The 25,780-nt window shown below is 46.8% G+C and carries 8 protein-coding genes; all 8 read left to right on the forward strand.

Annotated elements, in window-relative coordinates; all coding sequences use genetic code 11:
- Positions 1-12 precede the first annotated feature (12 nt).
- From AC5JLB_RS09120 to AC5JLB_RS09155, 8 genes are read left to right on the forward strand one after another with little or no spacing between them, the layout of a single operon-like run.
- Entirely contained in the window at positions 13-4,746 is a 4,734-nt protein-coding gene (locus AC5JLB_RS09120; RefSeq protein ID WP_495873515.1) for an amino acid adenylation domain-containing protein, read from the forward strand.
- 1 nt (position 4,747) lies between these two features.
- The gene (locus tag AC5JLB_RS09125; protein WP_495873516.1) at positions 4,748-8,023 is read left to right on the forward strand and encodes an amino acid adenylation domain-containing protein; all 3,276 of its coding nucleotides are present in this window, start codon (positions 4,748-4,750) and stop codon (positions 8,021-8,023) included.
- Between the two features lie 41 nt (positions 8,024-8,064).
- Complete coding sequence (gene panP, locus AC5JLB_RS09130; protein WP_495873517.1) at positions 8,065-9,723, forward strand: pyridoxal-dependent aspartate 1-decarboxylase PanP; 1,659 nt, start codon at positions 8,065-8,067, stop codon at positions 9,721-9,723.
- Positions 9,713-11,269: a condensation domain-containing protein gene (locus AC5JLB_RS09135; RefSeq protein WP_495873518.1), complete on the forward strand. Its 1,557-nt coding sequence runs from the start codon at positions 9,713-9,715 to the stop codon at positions 11,267-11,269. The genes panP and AC5JLB_RS09135 overlap by 11 nt, the downstream gene beginning before the upstream one ends.
- A 13-nt stretch (positions 11,270-11,282) precedes the next feature.
- Positions 11,283-12,332, forward strand: coding sequence for a TauD/TfdA family dioxygenase (locus AC5JLB_RS09140; protein WP_495873519.1), 1,050 nt, complete (start codon positions 11,283-11,285; stop codon positions 12,330-12,332).
- Between the two features lie 6 nt (positions 12,333-12,338).
- Positions 12,339-15,596, forward strand: coding sequence for a non-ribosomal peptide synthetase (locus tag AC5JLB_RS09145; protein WP_495873520.1), 3,258 nt, complete (start codon positions 12,339-12,341; stop codon positions 15,594-15,596).
- Entirely contained in the window at positions 15,593-21,349 is a 5,757-nt protein-coding gene (locus AC5JLB_RS09150) for an amino acid adenylation domain-containing protein (protein WP_495873521.1), read from the forward strand. The genes AC5JLB_RS09145 and AC5JLB_RS09150 overlap by 4 nt, the downstream gene beginning before the upstream one ends.
- A 14-nt stretch (positions 21,350-21,363) precedes the next feature.
- A complete protein-coding gene (locus AC5JLB_RS09155; protein ID WP_495873522.1) occupies positions 21,364-25,743 on the forward strand; it encodes a non-ribosomal peptide synthetase family protein in 4,380 nt (1,459 codons plus the stop codon).
- The last annotated feature ends 37 nt before the right edge of the window (positions 25,744-25,780 follow it).

Raw genomic sequence — 25,780 nt, forward strand, 5'->3', positions numbered from 1 at the left:
GGAGGGTAATCTATGAGTTCTTTCAAATTTTCTGCTCAAAAACGGGCGCTATTGGACGTGTTGCTGCGTGAACAAGGGATGAAAGCCCCTACACAAGGCATTCCTGCCCAACCTGCCAGTGATACGGCTCCGCTCTCCTTTGCTCAACAGCGACTGTGGTTTTTAGATCAGTTTGAACCTGAAAAACCGTTCTACAATCTCTCAGCAGCGGTTCGCCTACAAGGACATCTGAACGTGGGTGTTCTGGAACAGAGTTTTAATGCCATTGTTCAGCGCCACGAAGCGTTGCGAACTACGTTTAAGCAAGTAAACGGGCAACCTGTTCAAGCGATCGCAAAAAGCCGATCGGAGACAAACACCCCTGCTAATTCTGCGTTTTCTATTCCTCTATCGTTAATAGATTTGCCAGAATTGCCTGTAGCTGCACGAGAAGCAGAGGTACAGCAACTCGCCCTCGAAGAAGCTCAACAACCGTTTGATCTAGAGCGTGGTCCGTTGCTGCGAACGACATTACTGCAACTGGGTGCAACGGAGTCTGTGTTACTCCTCACAATGCACCATATCGTTGCGGATGATTGGTCGATCGGTGTGCTGATTCGAGAATTAGCAGCGTTCTATCAAGCGTTCTCGATTGGACAACCTCCAAATCTGCCTGACCTGCCTATCCAATATGCTGACTTTGCAGTTTGGCAGCAGCAACAGACAGACATGCTAGAAACGCAGCTTGCCTACTGGAAACAGAAGCTTCAGGATGTGCCTCCGCTTTTAGAACTTCCCGCCGATCGACCTCGCCCCCCAGAACAGACATTTCGAGGCGCAACTCAGTCTTTGCTGCTACCCAAGTCATTGAGTGAAGCGCTGAAAGATCTCAGCCATCAAGAGAATGTGACGCTGTTCATGACGCTGTTGGCAGCATTCAAGATCTTGTTGTATCGCTACACCAATCAAGCTGATTTGGTGGTAGGAACCACGATCGCGAACCGCAATCGGGCTGAAGTTGAAGGGTTAATTGGTATTTTCATCAATACGTTAGTTTTGCGGACTGATCTTTCAGACAATCCCAGCTTCCGCACTTTGCTGGAACGAGTGCGACAGATAACTTTAGAAGCGTATGCTCATCAGGATTTGCCGTTTGAGAAGTTGGTGGAAGAACTGCAACCCGATCGTAGCCTCAGCTATAATCCGCTGTTTCAAGTGATGTTCCAATTCCGCAATGCGCTGATGCCAGATTTGAAACTACCGGGTGTCACCCTCAGCGTGCTGCCAATTGAAACTGACACCACTCAATTTGATCTGAGCCTGGATGTGACAGAAGCGGCAGATGGGTTACAGGTATTAATTGAATACAGCACAGATTTGTTTGATGCCAGCACTATCACTCGGATGTTAGGGCATTTTCAAGCCCTGCTAACCGAAATTGTGGCAGATCCAAATCAAGTTGTATCCACCCTGCCATTACTAACAGCAACAGAAGAACAACAATTACTGAAATGGAATCAAACACATGTTGATTATTGCTTAGAGCAATGTGTTCATCAGCAATTTGAAGCTCAGGTAGAACTTACACCAGACGCGATCGCTGTTATCTTTCAAGACCAACAACTCAGCTACCAGGAACTAAACCAGCGTGCCAATCAGCTTGCCCACTATTTGCAAACATTGGGGGTGGGTGCAGATGTTTTAGTGGGAATCTGCGTCGATCGTTCTCTCGACATGATCGTTGGTATTCTCGGCGTTCTGAAAGCAGGGGGTGCTTACGTTCCTTTGGACCCGGCTTACCCTGCAAGTCGTTTAGCATTCATGCTAGCGGATGCCCAAGTTCCGGTACTGCTCACACAACAGCATCTGCGCGATCGCATCCCAGCTACACATGCTACCGTGTTGTGTCTGGATACAGATTGGCAACGCATCGCTCAGGAGCTGAAAACCAATCCGGTTAGGCATTCAACCCCAAACCATTTGGTCTATGTCATCTACACATCAGGTTCAACAGGACAGCCCAAGGGCGTGATGATTGAGCATCGATCGCTCGTCAATTACACTCAAGTTGCGGTAGAGAATTGGAAACTGGTACATAACGATCGCATTCTGCAATTTGCCTCTTTCAGCTTCGATACCAGTGCCGAAGAAATCTTTCCTTGTCTGACGTGTGGTGCAACTCTGGTGTTACGAACAGACGCTCTATCAGGGTCGATGGCTGAGTTTCTGCAAGCCTGCCAGGACTGGAACATTACTGTATTAGATTTGCCAACCGCCTACTGGCATGAACTAACGACTAGTTTGGAGCGCGATCGCTTAGCGCTGCCAGCTTCTGTTCGTCTGGTGATTATTGGAGGCGAAAAAGCGCAGTGCGATCGCTTTGCCCTTTGGCAAAAGCATGTAAACCATTCTGTACGGCTTCTGAATACTTACGGTCCAACGGAAGCTACGATCGTTTCAACCCAATGGGAGTCCAACGAGAATACATACTCAACGTTATTGATCGGTTCAGCGATTCCGAATGCTCAGGCTTATGTATTAGATCGGTTCTTGCAACTCGTACCCGTGGGAGTGCCGGGTGAATTGCACATTGGAGGTGTTGGTCTTGCGAGGGGCTATCGCAACCGTCCAGATCTCGATCGTGAAAAATTTATCGCCAACCCCTTTAGCTCTGACCCAGAAGCACGGCTCTACAAAACAGGAGACTGGGTGCGCTACCTCCCTGACGGCAACCTGGAGTACCTGGGACGCATTGATGATCAAGTCAAAATTCGCGGCTTTCGGATTGAACTGGGTGAAATTGAACTGGCACTCAATAGCCACGCAATGGTGCAGACTGCCGTGGTACTGCTGCGGGAAGATCATCCTGAGCAAAAACGGTTGGCTGCATACCTGGTGACAGAGTCAGTGTCAGAGTCAAGCAAAACGCTTGATCTCAACGCACTCCGACACTTTTTGAAAGAAAAATTGCCGGAATATATGGTGCCTGCAACGTTTGTTGTGTTGGATGCTCTGCCTTTGACTGCCAACGGTAAGATTGACCGTCGATCGCTTCCCCTTCCAGACCAAACTCGCCCCGTCCCCACCACTTTTGCTCCCTTAACCCAGGCTGAACAGCAGCTTGTGAGAATTTGGTCTGAAGTACTAGGGCTTGAGCAAGTTGATATTCATGAGAACTTTTTTGAATTGGGTGGAGATTCAATTCTCAGTATTCAAATCATTGCCAAAGCGAATCAAGTAGGACTACACATCACGCCTAAACAACTTTTCCAGCATCAAACGATCGCGGAATTAGCAGCCGTTGTTCACGCAAATCAACTAATTCAGGCTGAACAAGGTGTAGTGACCGGACGAGTTCCTCTTACACCGATTCAACAATGGTTCTTTGAGCAAGACTTTGCAGAACCGCACCACTGGAATCAAGCAGTATTGTTGGAAGTGCATGAAACGTTAGACCCCTCGTTGGTAAAACGTGTAGTGCAACACTTACTAGTGCACCATGACGCTTTACGTTCGCGGTTTACCCGTGATGCCTTGGGCTGGCAGCAGCGCAATGTTGAGCCAGATGATGTTATTCCGTTCAGCTATATTGACCTGTCAACACTGCCACTTGATCGACAACTTTCTACACTAGAAACAACGGCGACAGAACTACAGGCAAGTTTGAACTTTTCTGAAGAACCCTTGTTGCGAGTTGCATTCTTCAATTTAGGCGAGAACCGACCCGATCGATTGTTGATTGTGATCCATCATTTAGCGATCGATAGTGTTTCGTGGCGAATTTTGCTGGAGGATTTTGAGACCGCATACCAACAGCTTCAGCGAGGTGAGTCTATTCAATTTCCTGCGAAAACCACCTCATACAAACAATGGGCAGAACGCCTAAACCAATATGCGCCATCAGTGGCAGCAGAACTCGACGATTGGTTGACTGCTCTACAACATCCAACGGCTCAACTCCCCGTTGATTATCTTGGCGGAGCAAACACGATCGCCACGTCTCGTACCTTCGAGATTGCTCTTAGTGCAGCAGAAACTCAAACGTTGCTACACGACATTCCTAAAACCTACCGCACCCAAATCAATGAGGTATTGCTGACTGCTCTAGTGCAGGCAGTTGCGCCGTGGACAGGCTCGCCCACTTTACTAATAGACTTAGAAGGACACGGACGAGAAGAAATTTTTGCGGATGTTGATTTATCCCGCACGATCGGTTGGTTTACCACGCAGTTTCCGGTCTGTTTGCATCTAGAAGAAACAGCAACTTTCAGTCAGACGCTCAACGCCGTGAAAGAACAACTCCGATCGCTTCCCAATCGCGGTATTGGGTATGGCATTCTGCACTATCTCAGCCGCGATCGCCAAATTGTTGAACAACTGCAAGCCTTACCAACCGCAGACATTAGTTTCAACTATCTTGGTCAGTTTGATCAAGGGTTATCAGAGGGAAGGTTATTTCGATTATCTCAAGCGTCTAGCGGCTTAGCCTTTAGCCCCAGAGGACATCGTAGCCATTTGCTTGAAATCAACAGTTTTGTTTCAGGCGAACAATTGCATTTCAACTGGACGTATAGCGAAGCCTTACACCAACATTCTACAGTCGAAGGCTTGGCACAGAGATTTATCGAAGCTCTACGATCGCTGATTGCGCACAACCCGTCTGAAAACACGATCAACTATACCCCCTCTGATTTTTCAGATTTTCAGTGGAGTCAATGGAGCCAGACTGATCTGAACGATATTCTGACCGCAATTGGAGACGCTTGAAATGGGCAACCGCAATATTGAAGACTTCTATCCACTTTCGCCGACGCAGCAAGGCATTCTCTTTCATACCCTGTGTGCACCTCGATCGGGGATGTACTACGAACAGTTAAGCTGTACGTTGAACGGCAACCTGAACATAGAATTGTTCCAACAGGCATGGCAAGCTTTGTGCGATCGTCATTCGATCTTACGCACTGCTTTTGTTTGGGAAGGAATTAAGGAACCTGTGCAAGTCGTGCATCGACAAGTGACACTACCTTGGCAAGAACTGGACTGGCAAGCGTTCTCTCCTCGTGAGCAGCAAGAGCAATTAGAACACTTCCTCAAAACTGACCAAGAACAAGGATTTGACCTCACCCAAGCTCCCTTGATGCGCTTCACGCTGATTCGTCTAGAGCAGCAGAGCTACCGCTTTATCTGGAGCCATCACCATGTGTTGCTCGATGGTTGGTCTACTCCATTGCTGCTCAAGGAAGTCTTTGCAGATTACCAAGCCCTTTGCCAAGAACAATCCTCATCCTTGCCTCGTCCTCGACCCTACCGAGACTACATCGCCTGGATACAGCAGCAAGATTTATCAAAGGCTAAAGCATTTTGGCAGCAACGCCTTCAGGGTTTCTCAACACCAACGACGATCGAGCAAATCCTCTTAAAGAAAATTGCAACTCATTCAGACGCCGCTGATGCTCAAGTCAGCTACGACGAACAGCACATTCAACTATCAACTGCCACAACTACAGCTCTCCAGTCGTTCACGCGTCAGCATCAACTAACGCTGAATACTTTGGTGCAAGGAGCTTGGGCACTTCTCCTAAGCCGCTATAGTGGCGAGGATGATATTGTATTTGGTGCAGCGGTTTCTGGTCGTCCACCCACACTAGCGGGATCTGACGCAATGGTTGGGCTATTCATCAACACGTTGCCTGTTCGGGTGCAAGTGCAGGCAGCAGAGAATTTGTTACCCTGGCTTCAGCAACTTCAGGCACAACAGGTCGAAGCGCGTCAGTATGAGTACAGCCCTTTGGTGGAGGTGCAGGGATGGAGTGATGTACCACGCGGCTTGCCTCTATTTGAGAGTGTAGTGGTGTTTGAGAACTATCCGATCGATGCTGCTCTACAAACGCAAACGCATTTAGAAATCCGAGATATTCGTGCTTTTGAGAAAACAAATTACCCGCTAACGCTAATCGCATTTCCAGGATCAGAGTTGGGACTGAAAGTTCTGTACGATGGTCAGCGCTTTGACTTAGACGCGATCGCCCGTATGTTGGGACATCTCCAGATTCTTCTAGAAGGGATGGTTACTCATCCAAATCAATGTTTGTCTGATTTGCCCATCCTAACCAAAGCAGAACAGCAGCAGTTGATGGAATGGAATAACACACACGTTGAGTATCCTAATCAATGTATTCATCAATTATTTGAAGCACAGGTAGAACGTACACCTGATGCCATTACATTAGTGTATGGCAATGAACAATTTACCTATCGAGAATTAAATCAACGCTCTAATCAACTGGCTCACTATTTACAAACTCTGGGAGTTACTTCAGAAGTTTTGGTCGGCGTTTGTCTAGAACGATCGCCAGAAATGGTGATAGCGCTTTTAGGCATTCTCAAAGCTGGAGGGGCTTATGTGCCCTTAGATCCAGCCTATCCACAAGAGCGTTTGGCATTCATGATGAACGATGCTCAAATAACTGTTTTGTTGACGCGATCGCACTTAGCAAACACCCTACCTAAACATTCAGCAAAGTGTGTGTGTCTCGATACTGACTGGGACGTGATTTGCCAAGCAGGTGAACAGAATTTCACCCGAACCATTACAGCAGATCACCTGGCATACGTGCTCTACACCTCTGGCTCAACCGGAACGCCCAAAGGAGTGATGGGATTGCATCGAGGTGCAGTCAATCGATTGAATTGGAATCCCTACCCCTTCACATCGGATGATATTTATTGCCAAAAGACCTCTCTCAACTTTGTCGATTCTGTCTGGGAAATCTTCGCGCCTTTGCTGCACGGGATTCGCTCTGTGATCTTGCCAGATTCAGCCGTAAAAGACCCGTTGCAGTTTGTGCAAATGCTGGCTGAACAACAGGTGACACGTTTGGTTTTAGTTCCCTCGCTGCTGCGCGTCTTGTTAGAAACGATTCCAGATTTACACGATCGCTTGCCTAAATTGCAATACTGGGTCAGCAGTGGTGAAGCATTGACGATCGAGCTTTGTCAGCACTTTCGCCAACAAATGCCCCGCCATATTCTAATTAATTTGTATGGTTCATCCGAGGTTGCTGCTGATGTCACTTGGCATGACACCAGTACTAATTCTTTTTCTGATTGCGTTCCTATTGGTCGAGCGATCGCAAATACTCAGATTTATATCCTCGATCGTCATCTGCAACCTGTTCCGATTGGTGTGACTGGTGAGCTTTACATTGCTGGCGCAGGTTTAGCAAAGGGATATTGGAACCGTCCAGAACTCACAGCCGAAAAATTTATTTCTAACCCGTTCCGGGCTCAGAATGAGCAATCGAGGCTTTACAGAACGGGAGATTTGGGATACTTCCTGCCCAATGGGGAAGTTAAGTTTCTGGGACGATCGGATCATCAAGTAAAGCTGCGCGGAATTCGCATCGAGACGAGAGAAATCGAGTCTTGGATCAATCAGCATCCCTTTATCCAGGAAAGCGTTGTGATTGCGCGAGAAGACTCTCCTGGCACTTCTCATTTGATTGCCTATGTAGTTTCCCGCCTAGGGCAACAGCAATCCGTTGAGCCTTCTCTCAGCGACGTGTTGCGAAATTTTTTAAGCGAGAAATTACCAGAGTACATGGTGCCGATCGCGTTTATTTTGCTGGAAGTGTTTCCACTTACCCCCAACGGTAAAATTAATCGTCGTGCCTTACCCGCTCCAGAAACGTACCAACGAGCGTCAACCCATTCGTTTGTGCCACCGCAAACCCCGATCGAAGTAGAACTAGCGAACATTTGGGCGGCAGTGTTGGGGTTAGAGCAAGTGAGCATTGGAGATAACTTCTTTAATTTAGGAGGACACTCCCTCCTGGCAATGCAGCTTGTATCCCGCGTGCGTAAACAGTTTGAGGTAGAGTTAAGTTTACCTGACTTCTTTGCTGCTGCCACCATTCGGAAACTGGCGGAAACGATCGAGAATGCCATTCTTGCTCAGTCCAATCCCACCGATCTTGATCGCCTGCTAGATCAACTAGAGGCAATGGATGAAACAGCAACAGCACAGAGCATTTCGACGTCATAATCCCCAAACCTCAGCCCTTCCTAATTCAAGGAGTATTTCGGGTGCACAATCTGCGTGATGATATTCAACTTGCCGAACCCTCTGATCGCCTGACGGACATAATGACATTGTTTTCTCGCTCAGAAGCTACTTTGTTAACTGAGCGAGAATTGGAAGTTCGCGTTGACGCGATCGTTCAAGCATTTGTTAATGCCAAAGCCATCAGTACAGACATTGATTTAGTGACGATCGCAGATCAGTTCACAGATAGCCAAATTCCACTAACTGCTTGTAACGTGGATCAGTATTTCAACGAACTAACTTCCAACGTTGTTTCCCACTCAATTCATACTTCCTCACCACAATTTATTGGGCATATGACCACTGCTCTGCCTTACTTCGTGCGTCCTCTGGGGAAGCTGATGATGGCGATGAATCAAAATGTCGTCAAAGTAGAAACGGCTAAAACATTCAGCTTCTATGAGCGTCAAGCTCTAGCAATGTTGCACCGATTAATTTACGGTCGTTCAGACGATTTCTACCGTCAACACATTCAAACGAGTGAAAGTACGCTGGGCATTCTGACGACCGGGGGTACATTGGCAAATATCACAGCGCTATGGTGTGCTCGCAACGCTGCCCTCAAGCCTCAAGCTGATTTTGCGGGCGTTGAACAAGAGGGATTGTTGGCTGCGCTAGAGTTCTACGGCTACAAAGGCGCGGTGATCATTGGTTCTAGCTTGATGCACTATTCCTTTGAGAAAGCAGCAGGACTGTTAGGAATTGGCGATCGCAATCTACTCAAAATTCCAGTTGATCACAATCATCATATGGATGTGCAAGTTCTACGGAAAACGGTTGCTGAGTGCCGCGATCGCAAGCAACTCATTTTGGCAATTGTTGGGATTGCAGGCAGCACGGAGTCTGGCAGTATTGATCCGTTGGCAGAAATAGCCGTGATCGCGCGGGAAGCCAAAGTTCACTTTCATGTGGATGCCGCGTGGGGTGGTCCAGTGCTATTTTCCGAACAACACGCTCATAAGCTGGCTGGCATCGAACATGCCGATTCTGTCACCATTGACGGTCACAAGCAACTCTATTTGCCAATAGGAATCGGTATGGTTCTTCTTCGCAATCCTCACCTCGCTGCATTGATTGAGAAAAATGCTAGCTACACGGTTCGGAAAGACTCGATCGACTTAGGTAAGCGATCGCTCGAAGGCTCTCGTCCTGGCATGATTTTGTTTTTGCAAGCTGCCTTGAAGCTCATCGGCCAGCAGGGATATGCCTTGCTCATCGACGCTGGAATTCAGAAGACGCAATATCTAGCAAATCAAATTCGTCAGCGCCCAGAATTTGAACTTTTGCTAGAACCGGAACTGAATCTGCTGCTGTACCGCTATATTCCAGAACCGTTTCGGCAGAAGTTAGCAACCAGGACGCTGACGCAGGCAGAGCAGCAATCGATCAATGACTTCAACGAACTGCTGCAAAATGCTCAGCGTCAAGCGGGCAAAACTTTTATCTCTCGCACAACGTTATCCATCAACCTCTACGGACAAAAGCAAGCGATCGTGGCGTTACGAGCCGTGATTGCCAACCCCCTGACCACCAAAGCAGACATTGATGCGGTTCTCGCTGATCAACTCCAGACTGCTGCTCAGTTGCCTGTGGTTGTCTCGCCTGAGCATGCGAACTCGGAGGTGACTTGTGACCGCTAATAATCGCGCAGAACGCCTTAAACAACTCTCGCCACAAAAACGATTACTCCTGCTGCAAGCACTAAGACAACAGGCAGCAAATTCTGAAACAGCAACAACGATTTCGCGCCGTACTCAGTCCAGTCCTGCTCCGCTCTCGCTAGCTCAGCAACGATTGTGGTTTCTCGATCAGTTGGCTCCTGGCAATCCTTCTTACAATATTTCAGCAGCGGTGCGGCTTCAGGGACGCTTAGATGTAGCAGCTTTAGAACGCAGTGTTGATGAAGTTATACGGCGGCATGACGCACTACGCACTACTTTTGCAACCATAAGTGAACCTGTTCAGGTCATTGCTCCTACGCTTCCTTTCACGCTATCTGTTGTGAATTTACAGGAATTACCGGAATCGGCTCGACAAGCAGAAGTGGAGCGATCGACAATTTCAGCAGCGCAATATTCTTTTGACCTAACAACAGAACTGCTCCTTCGGGTAACGTTGCTTCAACTGAGCGAAACTGAGTCCATAGCCCTGTTGACGATGCATCACATTATCTCAGATGGCTGGTCGATCGCAGTTCTGGTGAAAGAAGTCGCAACGCTTTACTCAGCATTTTGTGAGGGCAGGTTATCTTCTCTTACAGACTTATCGATTCAGTTTGCCGATTTCGCGGTTTGGCAACAACAACCGGAGCAACTTGCCACGCTAGAGAGCCAGTTACAGTATTGGAAACACCAGTTAGCAGGTGCAGCATTGCTTCCGCCATTACCCACCGATCGACCTCGATCGACACCACCAACCTTTCGGGGAACACAGCGATCGTTTCTGCTGCCTCTTGCTTTAACTGATGCTCTCAAAGCACTAAGCCAACAAGCAGAAGCTACGCTGTTCATGACGCTTCTAGCTGCATTTCAGTCTTTGTTGTATTGCTATACCCAACAGAACGATATTTTGGTAGGAACTCCGATCGCCAATCGTAATCTACCCGAATTAGAGAACCTGATTGGCTGCTTTGTGAATACTCTAGTGCTAAGAACGTCTCTCAATGCTGATTCTAGCTTCCAAGATGTGTTAGCGCGATCGCGTCAGGTTACTTTGGAAGCCTTTGCTCATGCCGATGTTCCGTTTGAGAAGTTAGTGGAGGAATTACAACCTCAGCGAAGTCTTAGTTGCAACCCACTATTTCAGGTTTGGTTTGCTCTGCACAATACTCCATTGCCTAGCTTGGAGTTACCCGGACTTTCTATCAGTCCACTGGAGATCGAGAGTGGCATGACTCGACATGACCTGAGCCTACACCTGTGGGAAACGCCATCTGGATTGCAGGGAACATGGGAGTACAAAACTGATTTATTTGATGCAGTAACCTGCGATCGTCTGATCCAACATTTCACAGCTTTCCTGAACAAAATTGTCGCTGAACCTGATATTCGCCTAAGTGAACTAGCCACAATGTTTGCCGAAGCCGAAAAACAGTATCAGCTTCAGTCCGAACAAGACTTAAAAGCAGCAAGTTTAAACAAACTCAAGCTCATTCGACGAAAAGCACAACGTGCATTTTCTGATTAACCGAGGACTAACAATGGCTACTTCAAAATTTCAAAATTCTAGCCTAAAAAAGTTAGGGGCTACTAGCCGTAAAGCTGTTAGTCTCTCACCCAAGGCATTAATTAAAACAAGTTATTTCTACAAAAAAAATACGCTTCCTTTAATTGTTGAGCCAACAATCGAAGGTCTCAATTTAACAATTTGGTCTCAACAGCATCAGACCTGGATCGAAACTCAGTTATTGCAGCATGGAGGCATTCTATTTCGAGGATTTCAAGTTACGGAAGTAGCGGAATTTGAGAAATTTATGCAAGCAAATTATGGAGAGTTACTGACCTATGCTTTCCAATCAACTCCTCGCAGCCAAGTAAGCGGCAAAATTTACACTTCAACTGAATATCCAGCCGATCAGGTTATTCCGTTACACAATGAAATGTCTTATACACGAACTTACCCACTCAAAATTGCCTTCTGCTGTTTGAAAAAAGCAAGTCAGGGCGGAGAAACAACGATCGCTGATAGCCGAAAAATTTTTCAAAAAATTGATTCTACAATTCGAGAAGCATTTATTCAAAAGAAAGTGATGTATGTACGGAATTATGGAGGTGGTATTGATCTACCTTGGCAGACTGTTTTTAATACTCAAGATAAGTCTGAAGTAGAAAACTACTGCCGACAAACAGGAATAGAGTTTGAGTGGAAAGCGAATGATGGGTTGAGAACGCGTCAAGTTAGCCAAGCGATCGCTCAACATCCTAAGACGTTAGAAACAGTGTGGTTTAATCAAGCTCATTTATTTCATATTTCTAGCCTAGAACCTATCGTTCGCGGTGAACTTTTAGCCACTTTCAAACCAGAAGATTTGCCTCGTAATGTTTACTACGGTGATGGTTCTTCGATCGAAGATTCGGTTTTAGATAGGATTCGCCAGGTTTATCAGCAAGAAACTATCCTGTTTCTTTGGCAAGAGGGAGATGTGCTGTTGCTTGACAATCTATTGTCTAGTCATGGACGCACCTCTTTTTCAGGTTCACGCAAAGTTGTCGTGGGCATGGCGGAAGCATCTACACAGCAGGAGATTTAGTTAGCAATGAAAGATTTACAGACAGAAATGAGCGAGGGATTTCAACTTTCTCCCCAGCAAAAATGGGTGTGGCGATCGCAGCAGCTTGATCCTACTTTTCCTTATCGAGTTCAAGGGTCGATTATGATTGAGGGCAACCTCAATTTAGACCTGTTCAGGCAAGCTTTTCAAAGCGTGATTGATCGTCATGAAATTCTACGTACTCGATTTGTTTGCCTACCGGGAATGACAATCCCGCTACAAGTCATCCAGGATACAAATCAGCTGACGATCGCGGAACACAACCTAAGCTATTTATCGTCTTCTGAACAAGTTGCTCAGCTTAAATTGAAATGGCATGAGATAGGTCAGCAGTCTTTTGATTTTGAGCAAGGCTCAATTGTATTTGCATCTCTTATTACGTTGTCTTCGACTCAATATCTTTTGTTGATTAATTTATCTGCAATGAATGCAGATAGTTCAACTTTAATGAATTTGTTGCAAGAATTTTCTGATGTCTATTCAGCCTACTTGCAGGGAGAAGAATCAACGCAAGAACCATTGCAATACGCAGATATTGCCCAATGGCAAACTGAATTATTAGAATCAAACAACATTCAAGCTGGAAAAGCATTTTGGCAAAAGCTAGAACTCAATGCTTCAAGTTTTTCAAAGTTGCCTTTAGAGCGAAGAGTAGTTTTAGAAGGATTTCATCCTCAATGTTTGAGTTTAGAAATTAGCAAACCATTAGAGCAGAAAATCATAGCACTGTCACAATCTTACAATGTGCTAGTTTCAACAGTTCTTCTAGCATGCTGGCAAATCCTAATTTGGCAATTTAATCGCCAATTTCATCTTGTTATTGGAACTACTGTCAACGGAAGAAATTATGAAGAACTAACAACAGCATTTGGGCTGTTATCGAAGACGGTTCCGTTATCCATTGAGCTAGAGAATGAGCTAGAGTTTAGCCAAGTATTACAGCGGGCTAATCAATCTGTCCAAGACGCTGAGCAGTGGCAAGAATACTTTGATTGGAGAGATGTAACTCAAACAGAAGATGCTCAAAAAACAGAATTTCTTCCGATTAGTTTTGAGTTCCAAGAATTACCCAGAATACCCTGTCAAAATAATTTGGCAATTTCCATTCAAAAACTGTACAGCTATATTGATCGATTCAAATTAAAACTCTTCTGCACTCAACAAAATCATTCGTTAAACGCGGCGTTTCATTATGATGCTAATGCACTTGATAAAGCTGATATCCAACGTTTATCAGAGCATTTCGCTATTTTATTGGAAAGTGCCATTACACATCCGCAACGCCCGATCGCGCAGTTAAATTTATTAAGCGATCGTCACCGTCATCAACTGTTAGTTGAATTCAATCAAACTCAAGCTGATTTTCCGCAGCACCAATGTGTGCATCAACGATTTGAGGCACAAGCAGAACAAACACCTGATCAGATTGCTGTTGTCTTTGAAGATCAACAACTCACTTATCGTGAACTCAATTGCCGCGCCAATCAACTTGCTCACTATTTGCAGAAGCTTGGTGTGAACTCAGAAGTTGTGGTTGGGATTTGCTGCGATCGCTCTCTCGATTCGATCGTTGCACTACTTGGCATCCTCAAAGCTGGAGGTGCTTACCTACCTCTTGATTCAGCAATGCCAACAGAGCGGCTCACACAGATGTTGCAGGATGCTAAAGCAACTGTGCTACTGACTCAACAATCGCTGGCAAGTCATTTTGACGACTTAGCACAGCCGATTGTTTACCTTGATCGTGATCTCGACTTGATTACTCAAGAGAGTCCGCAAAATTGTAGTAGTCAAACCACACTGGAAAACCTGGCTTACGTCATCTACACATCAGGTTCTACGGGTACTCCTAAAGGTGTGGCGATCGAGCATCGACAATTGTTGAACTATCTAGATGGAATTTCGCACCAGCTAGCGTTACCCAAAGGTGCTCATTTCGCGACGGTTTCTACGTTTGCTGCCGACTTGGGAAATACAGCTATTTTTCCGGCGCTGTGTACTGGAGGCTGTTTACACATCATTTCTCAACAACGATCGATTGATCCAGAAGCACTAGCGCAGTATTGCCAAAATTATTCCATTGATTGTCTCAAGATCGTACCCTCTCATTTGTCTGCTCTGTTGACCTATGCGAATCCCAAAATATTTTTGGCGCGTCAACGCTTAATTTTAGGGGGCGAAGCATTGAGTTGGGACTTAGTGAAGACAGTGCAGGAGTTAGCGCCCGATTGCCGCATCTTTAACCATTACGGACCGACTGAAGCCACGATCGGGGTGCTGACCTACGAAGTAAAACCAGAACCACCCACCTATATTTCTAAAACCGTTCCTTTGGGTCGTCCCATTGCTAACACCCAAATTTACATCCTGGATGCCCATCTTCAGCCTGTTCCGATCAGTGCTGTGGGAGAGCTATACATCGGAGGTAATAGTCTAGCGCGAGGTTACCTGAATCGCCCGGACTTGACGGCAGAAAAATTCATTCCTCATCCCTTCATGGCTGAAACAAAGGCGCGTCTTTATAAAACCGGAGATTTAGCCCGTTACTTACCCGATGGAAATATTGAATTCTTAGGGCGAGTCGATCATCAGGTAAAAATTCGGGGATTTCGGATTGAACTTGGCGAAATTGAAGCCGTACTGAAGCAGCATTCGACAGTAAAAGAAGCAGTGGTTATCGCCACAGAAGATACGCTCGGTGAGTTGCGCTTAGTGGCCTATGTGCTGCCTCATGAGCTAGGAGTATCAGACAAATGCGAGTTGCATCGTTGGCTGAGTGAGAAACTGCCAGAGTATATGATGCCATCTGCGTTTGTGATGCTGAACACCTTGTCATTAACTGCAAATGGTAAGCTCAATTGTCAAGCACTGCCAGTTCCCGATTTTACTCACACGGCTTTAGAAAATTTTGTTGCTCCGCGCAATCCGATCGAGCAAACCTTAGCTGATATTTGGGCAGAAGTTCTGAAATTGGATCAGGTTGGTATTTACGACAACTTTTTTGAGTTAGGTGGGCATTCGCTACTGGCAACTCAGGTAGTTTCCCGTCTGCGGCAAGTCTTTCAAATAGAACTACCTCTTCATCACCTGTTTGAGGCAATGACAATAGCTAATTTAGCAGTTGTGATTGCTCAAAAGCTAGCAGAGCAAACAGATGAGACAATGCTGGCGCAAATGCTAGCAGAACTAGAAGAACTATCAGAGGAAGATGCCCAAACTGTTTTGGAAGGAGTGCAGTCATGAGTCAATTAAGCGATCGCATTGCTGGGCTATCTCCAGCTAAACGTGAATTATTGTTGCAAAAGCTAAATCAGAAAAAAGATAATTTAGGTGCTTTCATTCGTCCACTCAACCGCGAAACGAATACCTTTCCGTTGTCGTTTGCTCAGCAGCGTTTGTGGTTCATTGATCAGCTTGATCCGGGCAATCCAATTTACCAAGTTCCAGCGATCGTACGACTAACAGGCAAGTTAGATGTCGCCGCATTGGAGCAAAGTTTTAATGTATTGGTGCAACGGCATGAAATATTACGGACAACGTTTATTACAATTGCTGGACAACCTGTTCAAAACATTTCTCCAACATTAAAATTAACGATTCCAGTTACGGATTTACGATCGCACCTTGATCCTGAACAAGAAGTGCAGCGATTGGCGATCTCCGAAGCGCAAACTCCCTTTGATCTCGCTCAAGGACCGCTGCTACGAGTTCAATTACTGCATCTGAGCAGTTCCGCTTATGTTTTGCTGTTCACCCTACACCACATCATTTGCGATGGTTGGTCGATGGGAATCTTTCTGCAAGAACTGGCATCTTTGTATCAAGCGATCGTGGCTAGACAGCCTGCATCCTTGCCTGAATTACCGATTCAGTACGCCGATTTTGCCGCTTGGCAGCAGCAGTGGCTACAAGGAGAAGTACTCGAAACGCAGCTTGACTACTGGAAACAGCAGCTTTCGGGAGAGCTTCCGATTCTGAGTTTGCCGACTGATCGACCTCGACCTGCTGTGCAAACCTACCGGGGTAGCGTAGTCAATTTTGTCCTGCCACAATCCTTGGTTGCGGCTTTAACGCAACTCAGTCAGCAACAGGGAGCGACGTTATTTATGACGCTTCTTGCTGCCTTCAAAGTTCTGCTTTATCGTTACACCGGGCAGGAAGACATTCTTGTGGGTTCTGCGATCGCTAACCGCAACCGCGCCGAGACTGAAAGCCTGATTGGATTGTTCGCGAACACCTTAGTCCTGAGGTCAGATTTATCCTGCAATCCTACCTTTCGCGAATTGTTGCAACGAGTACGGACAGCGACGTTGGCTGCTTATAACCATCAAGATCTTCCCTTCGAGAAGCTCGTCGAAATTCTGCAACCCGATCGCGACCTGAGCCGCAATCCTTTATTTCAGGTGTTGTTTGCTCTGCGAAACATTCAGATGCCTACCCTGGAACTGCCTGAACTGACGTTAAGCAGCCAAGACTTAGAGCGCACTACGTCTCGGTTTGATCTATCCCTAGATCTGTGGGAATCACCAGAAGGCTTGAGCGGCGCATTTGAGTATAGCCAGGACTTGTTTGATGCTGATACTGTGCAGCGAATGGTTGGACATTTCCACACTTTGCTAGATGGAATTGTTGCTGATCCTGATCGAGCGATCGCAACTTTGCCTCTGCTAACTAACTTAGAACAGCAACAATTGATAGAGTGGAATCCCCCTTCAAGTAAGAACCTACCGAATCAATGTTTGCATCACTTGTTTGAAGCACAGGCGGCAAAATCACCAGAGGCAATTGCCGTTGTGTATGAAAACCAACAACTCACCTACCGAGAACTGAATACACGCGCGAATCAGCTTGCACGTTATTTGCAAAGGTTAGGCGTGGCTCCAGATGTTTTGGTGGGCATTTGTGTGGAGCGATCGCTTGAAATGCTGATTGGTTTGCTTGGCATTCTCAAGGCGGGTGGTGCTTATGTGCCGTTAGATCCATCCTATCCTCAAGCAAGACTGACCTTTATGCTGGAAGACTCACGCATTCCAGTTCTCTTGACCCAACACAACTTGTTAGAGAAGCTTCAACCCCAGGTGGCGCAGGTCGTTTGTTTAGATACCGATTGGGAGACGATTGCGATCGCTTCACAGGAAAATCTGGATAGTGGTGTTACAGACAAACATCTGGCTTACACCATTTACACATCAGGCTCTACTGGCAAACCCAAAGGTGTGCAGATCGAACATCGGGCACTGACAAATTTCTTGCACTCCATGCGTCAGGAACCGGGTTTAACCGCTGATGATGTGCTGCTTGCCGTAACGACGATCTCCTTTGACATTGCGGCGCTGGAACTGTACCTTCCATTAATCGTTGGTGCTCGCGTGGTGTTAGTCAGCCGTGACGTTGCCTCAAATGCAGCCCAACTTTCTAGAACTCTTCAGCAATCTAATGTCACTGTTATGCAGGCGACACCAGCAACTTGGCAACTGTTGTTAGCGGCGGGATGGCAGGGTGATCGACGGCTGAAATTGCTGTGTGGTGGTGAAGCCCTACCTAGAGAATTGGCAAACCAACTGCTCAAAAGATGTCAGTCTCTCTGGAACATGTATGGACCAACGGAAACCACGATCTGGTCAGCCATTCATCCAGTAGAGCCTGGAGAGGGTTCAGTGGTTGTGGGGCGAGCGATCGCCAACACTCAAATTTATATCTTGAACCAGCCTTCCCAGCGCGGCAGAAACATCTTTAACCCTGTTCCTGTTGGTGTACCTGGAGAGGTTTACATCGGTGGGGAGGGTTTAGCACGTGGCTACTTAAATCGCCCAGACTTGACGGCTGAGCGCTTCATCTCTTTCCAAATCGATAACTCCAAATCAATTCGTCTCTACGAAACAGGGGATCTGGGTCGTTACCGATCCGATGGCACGATCGAGGTGATTGGACGAATTGATCATCAAGTCAAAGTTCGGGGTTTCCGAATTGAGCTAGGTGAGATTAAGACCCTATTGGAACAGCATCCAGAGATCAAACAAGCTGTAGTCATCGCACGAGAGGATAATCCGGGTGATCAGCGTCTCGTGGCTTACGTAGTTCTAGCTTCAGCAGTTGGCTGCCAAGCGTCATCTCTGATTCCAAATCTACGTTGCTTTCTAAAGGCGAAGTTGCCAGATTATATGGTGCCTGCTGCGTTCGTGCTTCTAGACGTGCTTCCCCTTAACGCAAACGGCAAGCTCGATCGACGCGCTCTGCCTGCGCCCGATATTAGTACTGAGCTAGAAAACAATTTTGTTGCTTCTCGCACTGCTATTGAGGCAACGATCGCCAACATTTGGAGAGAAGTGCTCAACCTGCCCCAACATCCCTCAGTTCACGCCAACTTCTTTGAATTGGGCGGGCATTCTCTGTTGGCAACGCAAGTTGTTTCTCGTCTGCGAACAACCTTTCAAGTGGAGTTACCGCTTCGTCGTTTGTTTGAGGCACCGACGATCGCAGACTTAGCTAACGCCCTCTCTGGTAGTGCACAAAGCTCAGAAATGCCAATCGAGCGAGTTTCACAGCAAGCAGATTTGCCGCTCTCGTTTGCCCAAGAACGGCTGTGGTTTTTAGATCAACTCAAACCCGGCGATCCAGCTTATAACATTCCCGCAGCAGTGCGGCTACAAGGCGTTCTAAATGTAGCGGCGCTAGAGCAAAGCCTTAATACGATCGTGCAACGGCATGCAGTCCTACGAACCAGTTTTGTCATGCGAGCCGGACAACCGATTCAAGCGATCGCAGAAACAGTGTCGTTACAACTGCCCATTGTAGATTTGCAAAACCTGGAAGGGACTGAGCAAGAGCAGCGCATTCAACAGTTAGCAATTCAAGAGGCTCAGACTTCGTTTGATCTCGCTCAAGCTCCCTTGCTGCGTGTCACCTTGCTCCAACTTAGTGAAACCGAGCATGTCGTGCTGTTTACGATGCATCACATCATCTCCGATCGTTGGTCAATCGGGGTATTAATTCGAGAATTAATGACGTTGTACTCTGCCTATTGCACAGACACGCCGATCGCCCTGCCCGAATTGCCAATCCAGTATGCAGACTTCGCTGTTTGGCAGCGACAGCGGTTACAAGGCGAAGTGTTAGAGCAGCAGTTGAACTACTGGCAACAACAGTTAGGTGGTAAACTTCCAGTCTTACGGCTTCAGGCTGCACAATCTAGTCAATCCGTTTGTTCAACCAGCCAAAGCGAAACTCACTCATTTGCTCTGTCCTCAACCCTTTCTGATGCCCTGAATCGATTGAGCCGCGAAACAGGCACAACTTTGTTCATGACGCTACTGGCAGCCCTCAAAACTCTGCTTTATCGTCATACCGAGCAGGAAGATGTTGTAGTGGGAACCGATGTTGCCAATCGTAATCGAGCAGAAACAGAAGCGTTGATTGGATTTTTCATCAACATTTTGGTCATGCGAACTAGTTTGCAGGGCAATCCCAGCTTCAGGGAGTTGTTAGATCGGGTGCGAGAGGTTGCTTTAGGAGCTTATGCTCATCAAGATTTACCCTTCAGCAAACTTGTTGAGCATTTGCAACCAGAGCGTCACCTCAACCAAACGCCTCTGTTTCAGGTGTTGTTTGTTCTACAGAATGCGCCCATGCCCGCTCTGGAGTTGCCAAGGCTGACCTTAACTCCGCTAGAAGCTGAAAATCATGCCTCCAAATTTGATCTCGTCCTGTTTATGGTCGAAACTAGTGAGGGATTGGTCGGCACTTGGAAATACAATCCAGAGTTTTGCGATCCTTCGGAGCTTGGCAAAGCCAATCGCGCCTCTCTCACTCAGTTTTCTAAACACTTTGAAACTCTTCTAAATAGCATTGTGGCTCAACCTGATGCCCGTCTCAACACGTTAGAGATGCTGACTGAAACTGAAAAAATTGCAAAAATGACTGAACAAAAACAACGGGAAGCAGCAAATCGGCAAAAATTCAAGTTTGTCAAACCCAAAGCAGTGAGCCTACCGACAACCGAATTTGTCAAAACTGGAGAGCTACAGCCCGGAGAATCCTTGCCGCTTCTCGTTCAACCCAATCTCGTTCAACCCAATGTTGAGGAGCTTGATTTGGTGGACTGGGCAAAATCTAACCGAGCCTGGATTGAAACTCAGTTATTCAAACACGGGGGACTGTTGTTCCGAGGTTTCAACACCCATCGCGTACAAGACTTTGAGAACTTTGCTCAAGCGATTTGTCCAGAATTGTTTGGTGAATATGGCGATCTTCCTCGCGAAGGTGTGGGCGGCAAAGTCTATGGCTCTACGCCGTATCCTGCTGACAAAGCGATTTTGTTTCATAACGAAAGCTCTCACATGCATCGTTATCCCCTCAAAATCTGGTTTTTCTGTGTTCAGCCTGCCCAGCAAGGCGGAGAAACCCCGATCGTCGATTGCCGTAAACTCTACCAATTGCTCAATCCAAAGTTGAGAGAAAAATTTGCCCAAAAACAACTCATGTATGTCCGCAACTACACCGATGGGCTAGATGTGAGTTGGCAAGATTTCTTTCACACAACCGATCATGCTGTTGTTGAGCAGTACTGCCGTCAGCATAGTATTGAGTTTGAATGGACAGATAATGGTTTAAGAACCCGCGAGGTGCGGCAAGCGATCGCTCAACATCCTAAAACTGGAGACTGGGTGTTCTTCAACCAAATTCAGTTGCATCACATTGCTTATCTCGATCGCTCGGTCCGTGATTCTCTGATGGCGTTATTTGGAGAAACAAATTTGCCTCGCCATACGTATTACGGCGATGGTACTCCGATTGAAGACTCAGTGATTGAAGAAATTAGTGCGCTGTATCAACAAGCTGCGATCGCATTTCCCTGGCAAGCAGGCGATGTGTTGATGCTAGACAACATGCTGACTGCCCACGGGCGCAATCCTTATGTAGGAGCGCGCAAGATTGTAGTAGCAATGGGAGAACTCATCAGTAATCCATCGATCGCCTTATCCAAAACCGCAGTGTGAGAGAGGTTAACATCATGCAAGTTCAAGAAAGAGTGATTAACGGTTTTCGCCTATCTCCTCAGCAGAAGCGGCTTTGGGGATTGCAGCAAGATAACCCTACTTATCGAGTGCAGTGTGCAGTTCGGCTAGAAGGTTTGCTTCAGATTGAGACGTTAAAGGCGGCGTTGGTGCAGGTCTGCGATCGTCATGACATTCTTCGTACCACGTTTCAGCGTCCCGCAGGCATCAAAACGCCGCTTCAAGTGATTGCAGAATCTAGTACGTTTGACTGGCGAGAAATCGATTTGCAGGACTACGATGTGGAGCAACAAGCCCAGCAAATCGAGATTTTGTTTCAACAAGAGCAACTTATCCCGTTCAATTGGCAACATTCGCTACTGCGTGGTTCGCTTCTTGTCTTATCTCAGCAGCAGCACATTTTACTCCTGAGCCTACCAGCGCTCTGTGCTGACAACTGGAGCATTTCACGGCTCGTTGAGGCATTGTGTCAGTCTTACAAGGCGTGTCTGCAAGGAACAAAACCGCAGGATGAAGTGATGCAGTATATTCAGTTTGCTGAATGGCAAAACGAACTCTTGGAAGAGGATACGGAGGGGCAGAGCTATTGGCAGAAGCGTAAAGTTTCCTCTTCGACAGCGTTAACGTTGCCGTTTGAGAAAAAGTCGCAAGCAAACTCGTCAAGTTTTGCGATCGACTCTGTAGAGTGGCAGATTCAGCCTGAAATTGTTGCTAAGATTTCAGCTCTTGCCCAATCAATGGATACTACGCCTTCTAGCGTCTTGTTGGCATGTTGGCAAATTCTACTGTCACGCTTTGTGGGACAGTCAGATTTGACAGTGGGTGTTGCCATGAATGGGCGCAAATATGAGGAGTTAGAAACGACGATCGGGCTACTAGCCCAATATCTGCCGCTATCTTGTTCTTTGACAGAAAATCTCTCGTTCCAGGAACTGTTGCAACAAACTCATGCCTCTACCCAGGAAGCCGAGCAATGGCAGGAGTACTTCACCTGGGATGACTGGACAGAAGATACTCACTCAGCGCAATTGCCATTTGGGTTTGACTTTCAGCAACAGACAACTCGATTTTCAGCAGGTGAGGTTTCCTTTAAGCTTGATAAACAATTTGCCTGCATTGATCGCTTCCAACTTAAACTCTCCTGCATTCAACGTGAAGAAACAATAATCGTTACTGTTGACTATGATGTAAACCTGTTTGATGCAGAAGCTGTTCATCGCTTGGTTGAACATTTTCAAACATTAGTAGCTAGCGCGATCGCTTCTCCTGAAACATCCATTAATCGGCTAGAAATTCTCAGCGATCGCGCCCGTCATCAATTATTGGTCGAATTTAACCAAACTCAGGCTGATTATCCCAAAGACCAATGCATTCATCAGTTGTTTGAGACGCAGGTAGAACGCACCCCTGATCAAGTTGCGCTAGTGTTTGAAGATCAGCAACTAACCTACGCAGAACTGAATGCTCGTGCAAACCAACTTGCTCATTATTTACAAACCTTGGGCGTTAAACCTGATGAATTAGTGGGCATTTATCTTGAGCGATCGTTGGATGCAATTATCAGTCTGTTCGGCATTCTCAAGTCAGGAGCTGCTTACCTACCACTGGATCCTGCTTTGCCGCTTGAAGCTTTGGCTAGCAGAGTGCAGGATGCTCGACCGATCGTACTGCTAACTCAAGAAAGATTGCTTGAGTCAGTTCAATCTGTTCTAGACTCCACTCTCCAGGTTATTTGCTTAGATCAAGACCAGAATAAGATTGCTCAACATAGCACCTCCAATCCTTCCAACAGCGCTACTCCTGAGAGCCTAATTTATGTAATTTACACCTCTGGTTCCACGGGTCAGCCTAAAGGTGTTGCAGTTGAGCATCGAAATTTACTCAACTACCTCTACGGGACTTTTGAGCGTCTGTCCTTGCTAGCAGGCGCGCACTTTGCCACTGTCTCCACCCTATCGGCTGATTTAGGCAACACAGCTATCTTTCCGGCGCTGTGTACAGGAGGATGTTTGCATGTAGTATCGAGCGATCGTGTCTCTGACCCCCAAGCCTTAGCTGACTACTGTCAACGCCATCCAATTGACTGTCTCAAAATTGTTCCCTCTCATTTGCAAGCCTTGTTGACCTCTGCTCAAACAGCAGCAATTCTGCCCCGTCAGTGTCTTGTTTTAGGGGGCGAAGCTGCTAGTTGGGACTTGATCAAAACGATTCAAAACTACGCACCTAACTGTCGAATTTTGAACCACTATGGACCGACTGAAGCAACCGTGGGCGTCCTGACTTATGCTGTACCTCAAGGTAAGAATGAACCTGAATCTACGATCGTTCCTCTAGGGCGAGCAATTGCCAATACTCAAATTTATCTCCTCAATTCACACCAACAACCTGCCCCGATCGGCGTGAAAGGTGAACTATACATCGGAGGAGACTCGCTAGCGCGGGGATATCTCGATCGTCCTGACCTCACGCAGGAAAAGTTTATTCCTAATCCATTTAACTCTCAATCAGGGGCACGCTTATATAAAACTGGAGACTTTGCTCGCTACCTCCCAGGTGGAACGATCGAATTTCTCGGTCGCGCAGACAATCAAGTGAAGATCAGAGGCTATCGGGTCGAGCTAGAAGAGATTGAGACAGTGTTGCAGCAATTTGTTGAAATCAAGCAAGTTGTGGTAACTCAATATCAGGATTCAGCTTCAAACAAACGTCTGGTTGCGTACATCGTGTCTCAACCAGGCTGCTCTTCTAGCACTACAGAATTACGCCATTTTATGCAGCAGAAATTGCCAGAGTATATGGTGCCTTCTGCCTTTGTGTTTCTGAAGGCTCTGCCCTTGACTCAAAACGGCAAGGTCGATCGTCAAGCCTTACCCGCACCCGAACAGGAACAGAGCAGTTCAGCAACTTTTGTGGCTCCTCGAACACCTGTTGAAGCAGTTCTGGCAGGTATTTGGGCAGATCTGTTAAAGGTGAGTCGTATTGGCATTCACGACAGCTTTTTCGAGTTGGGTGGACATTCGCTGTTAATGACCCAACTCTTAGTCCGTGTTCGAGAGACGTTTCAAGTCGATCTCCCCCTGAGTCGTTTGTTTGTCACGCCCACTGTAGCAGGACTAGCGACGCAGATTGAGTATAGCCGTTTAGGAGAAAACGGAGATGCGATCGCTCCTAAAATCGATCTCGTTGCAGAAGCAACACTAGACCCTGCCATTCGTCCAGCCACTCCATTCACTTGGGCGACAACAGAACCCACTCGAATTCTCCTAACCGGGGCAACTGGCTTCTTAGGTGCCTTTTTGCTCTGCGAACTGCTAGAACAAACTTCAGCCGATGTTTATTGTCTCATTCGTTCCACGAACGTTGAATCTGCTCAAAAGAAGCTCCGAAAGAACCTAGAAACCTATTTACTTTGGCAGGAATCGTTTGGTTCTCGCATCATTCCTGTTGTTGGTGAACTCGCTCAACCTCTCTTAGGGCTTTCTGAACTTCAGTTTCAGGAGTTGGCGAGTCAGATCGATGTGATTTACCACAATGGAGCACTGGTCAACTTTACCTATCCTTATGCTGCTCTCAAACCCACCAATGTATTAGGAACTCAGGAGGTATTGAGATTAGCAAGTCAAGTGAAAGTTAAGCCTGTGCATTTTATCTCCACAACCAACGCAGTTTCTCCGAAGCAAGGGACAGGAGTGCGGGTGATGTACGAGTCGGATTTTCTAAATCCCAATGAGGTCATCGAGACAGGTTACGCTCAAAGCAAATGGGTTGCGGAACAGTTAGTTCTAGCAGCACGCGATCGCGGCTTACCAATCTGCATTTACCGTCCTGGCCGCATTGCCTGGGATAGCAGAACTGGTATTGGCAGCACTAGTGACAACACCTTTAGAATGATCAAAGGTTGCATTCAACTAGGCAGCGTTCCGCAACGTGATGTTTCAGTCAACTTAATTCCCGCTGATTTTGCTAGCAAAGCGATCGTGCAGCTATCTCAACAGGAAACAGCCTTGGGTAAAACTTTTCATCTTGTTAACCCAAATCCTGCATCTTGGAGCGAGGTGATTGGATGGGTACGATCGCTAGGCTACCCCCTGCAAGAAATACCTGATGAACAATGGCGTAAGCAATTGTGTGAAGTTGCTGGACAAGATCCAAATCATGCGCTGCATCCTCTCGTACCGTTTCTGGCACAATCAGAACAAGAATCAAATGCTGATATATCGTTACAGTTTGACTGCCAAAACACCTTGGATAGTCTAGCGCTAGCATCCTTGAGTTGCCCGTCTGTTGATGCCGTCTTAGTGCATCCTTACTTCTCATACCTCATCACCCAAGGACTACTCGAAGCGCCCACAGAATCCTGTAATTCGTTGACGTAGCGATCGCGGCTTCCGCAAAGGATCTCGAAGCGGTTTG

The organism is Myxacorys chilensis, assembly GCF_059505265.1.

What these genes read in the sequence shown, in the direction of transcription:
- AC5JLB_RS09120 (WP_495873515.1), top strand. Translation starts at nt 13, where the DNA reads ATGAGTTCTTTCAAATTTTCTGCTCAAAAACGGGCGCTATTGGACGTG.
- AC5JLB_RS09125 (WP_495873516.1), top strand. Translation starts at nt 4,748, where the DNA reads ATGGGCAACCGCAATATTGAAGACTTCTATCCACTTTCGCCGACGCAG.
- AC5JLB_RS09140 (WP_495873519.1), top strand. Translation starts at nt 11,283, where the DNA reads ATGGCTACTTCAAAATTTCAAAATTCTAGCCTAAAAAAGTTAGGGGCT.
- AC5JLB_RS09145 (WP_495873520.1), top strand. Translation starts at nt 12,339, where the DNA reads ATGAAAGATTTACAGACAGAAATGAGCGAGGGATTTCAACTTTCTCCC.
- AC5JLB_RS09150 (WP_495873521.1), top strand. Translation starts at nt 15,593, where the DNA reads ATGAGTCAATTAAGCGATCGCATTGCTGGGCTATCTCCAGCTAAACGT.
- AC5JLB_RS09155 (WP_495873522.1), top strand. Translation starts at nt 21,364, where the DNA reads ATGCAAGTTCAAGAAAGAGTGATTAACGGTTTTCGCCTATCTCCTCAG.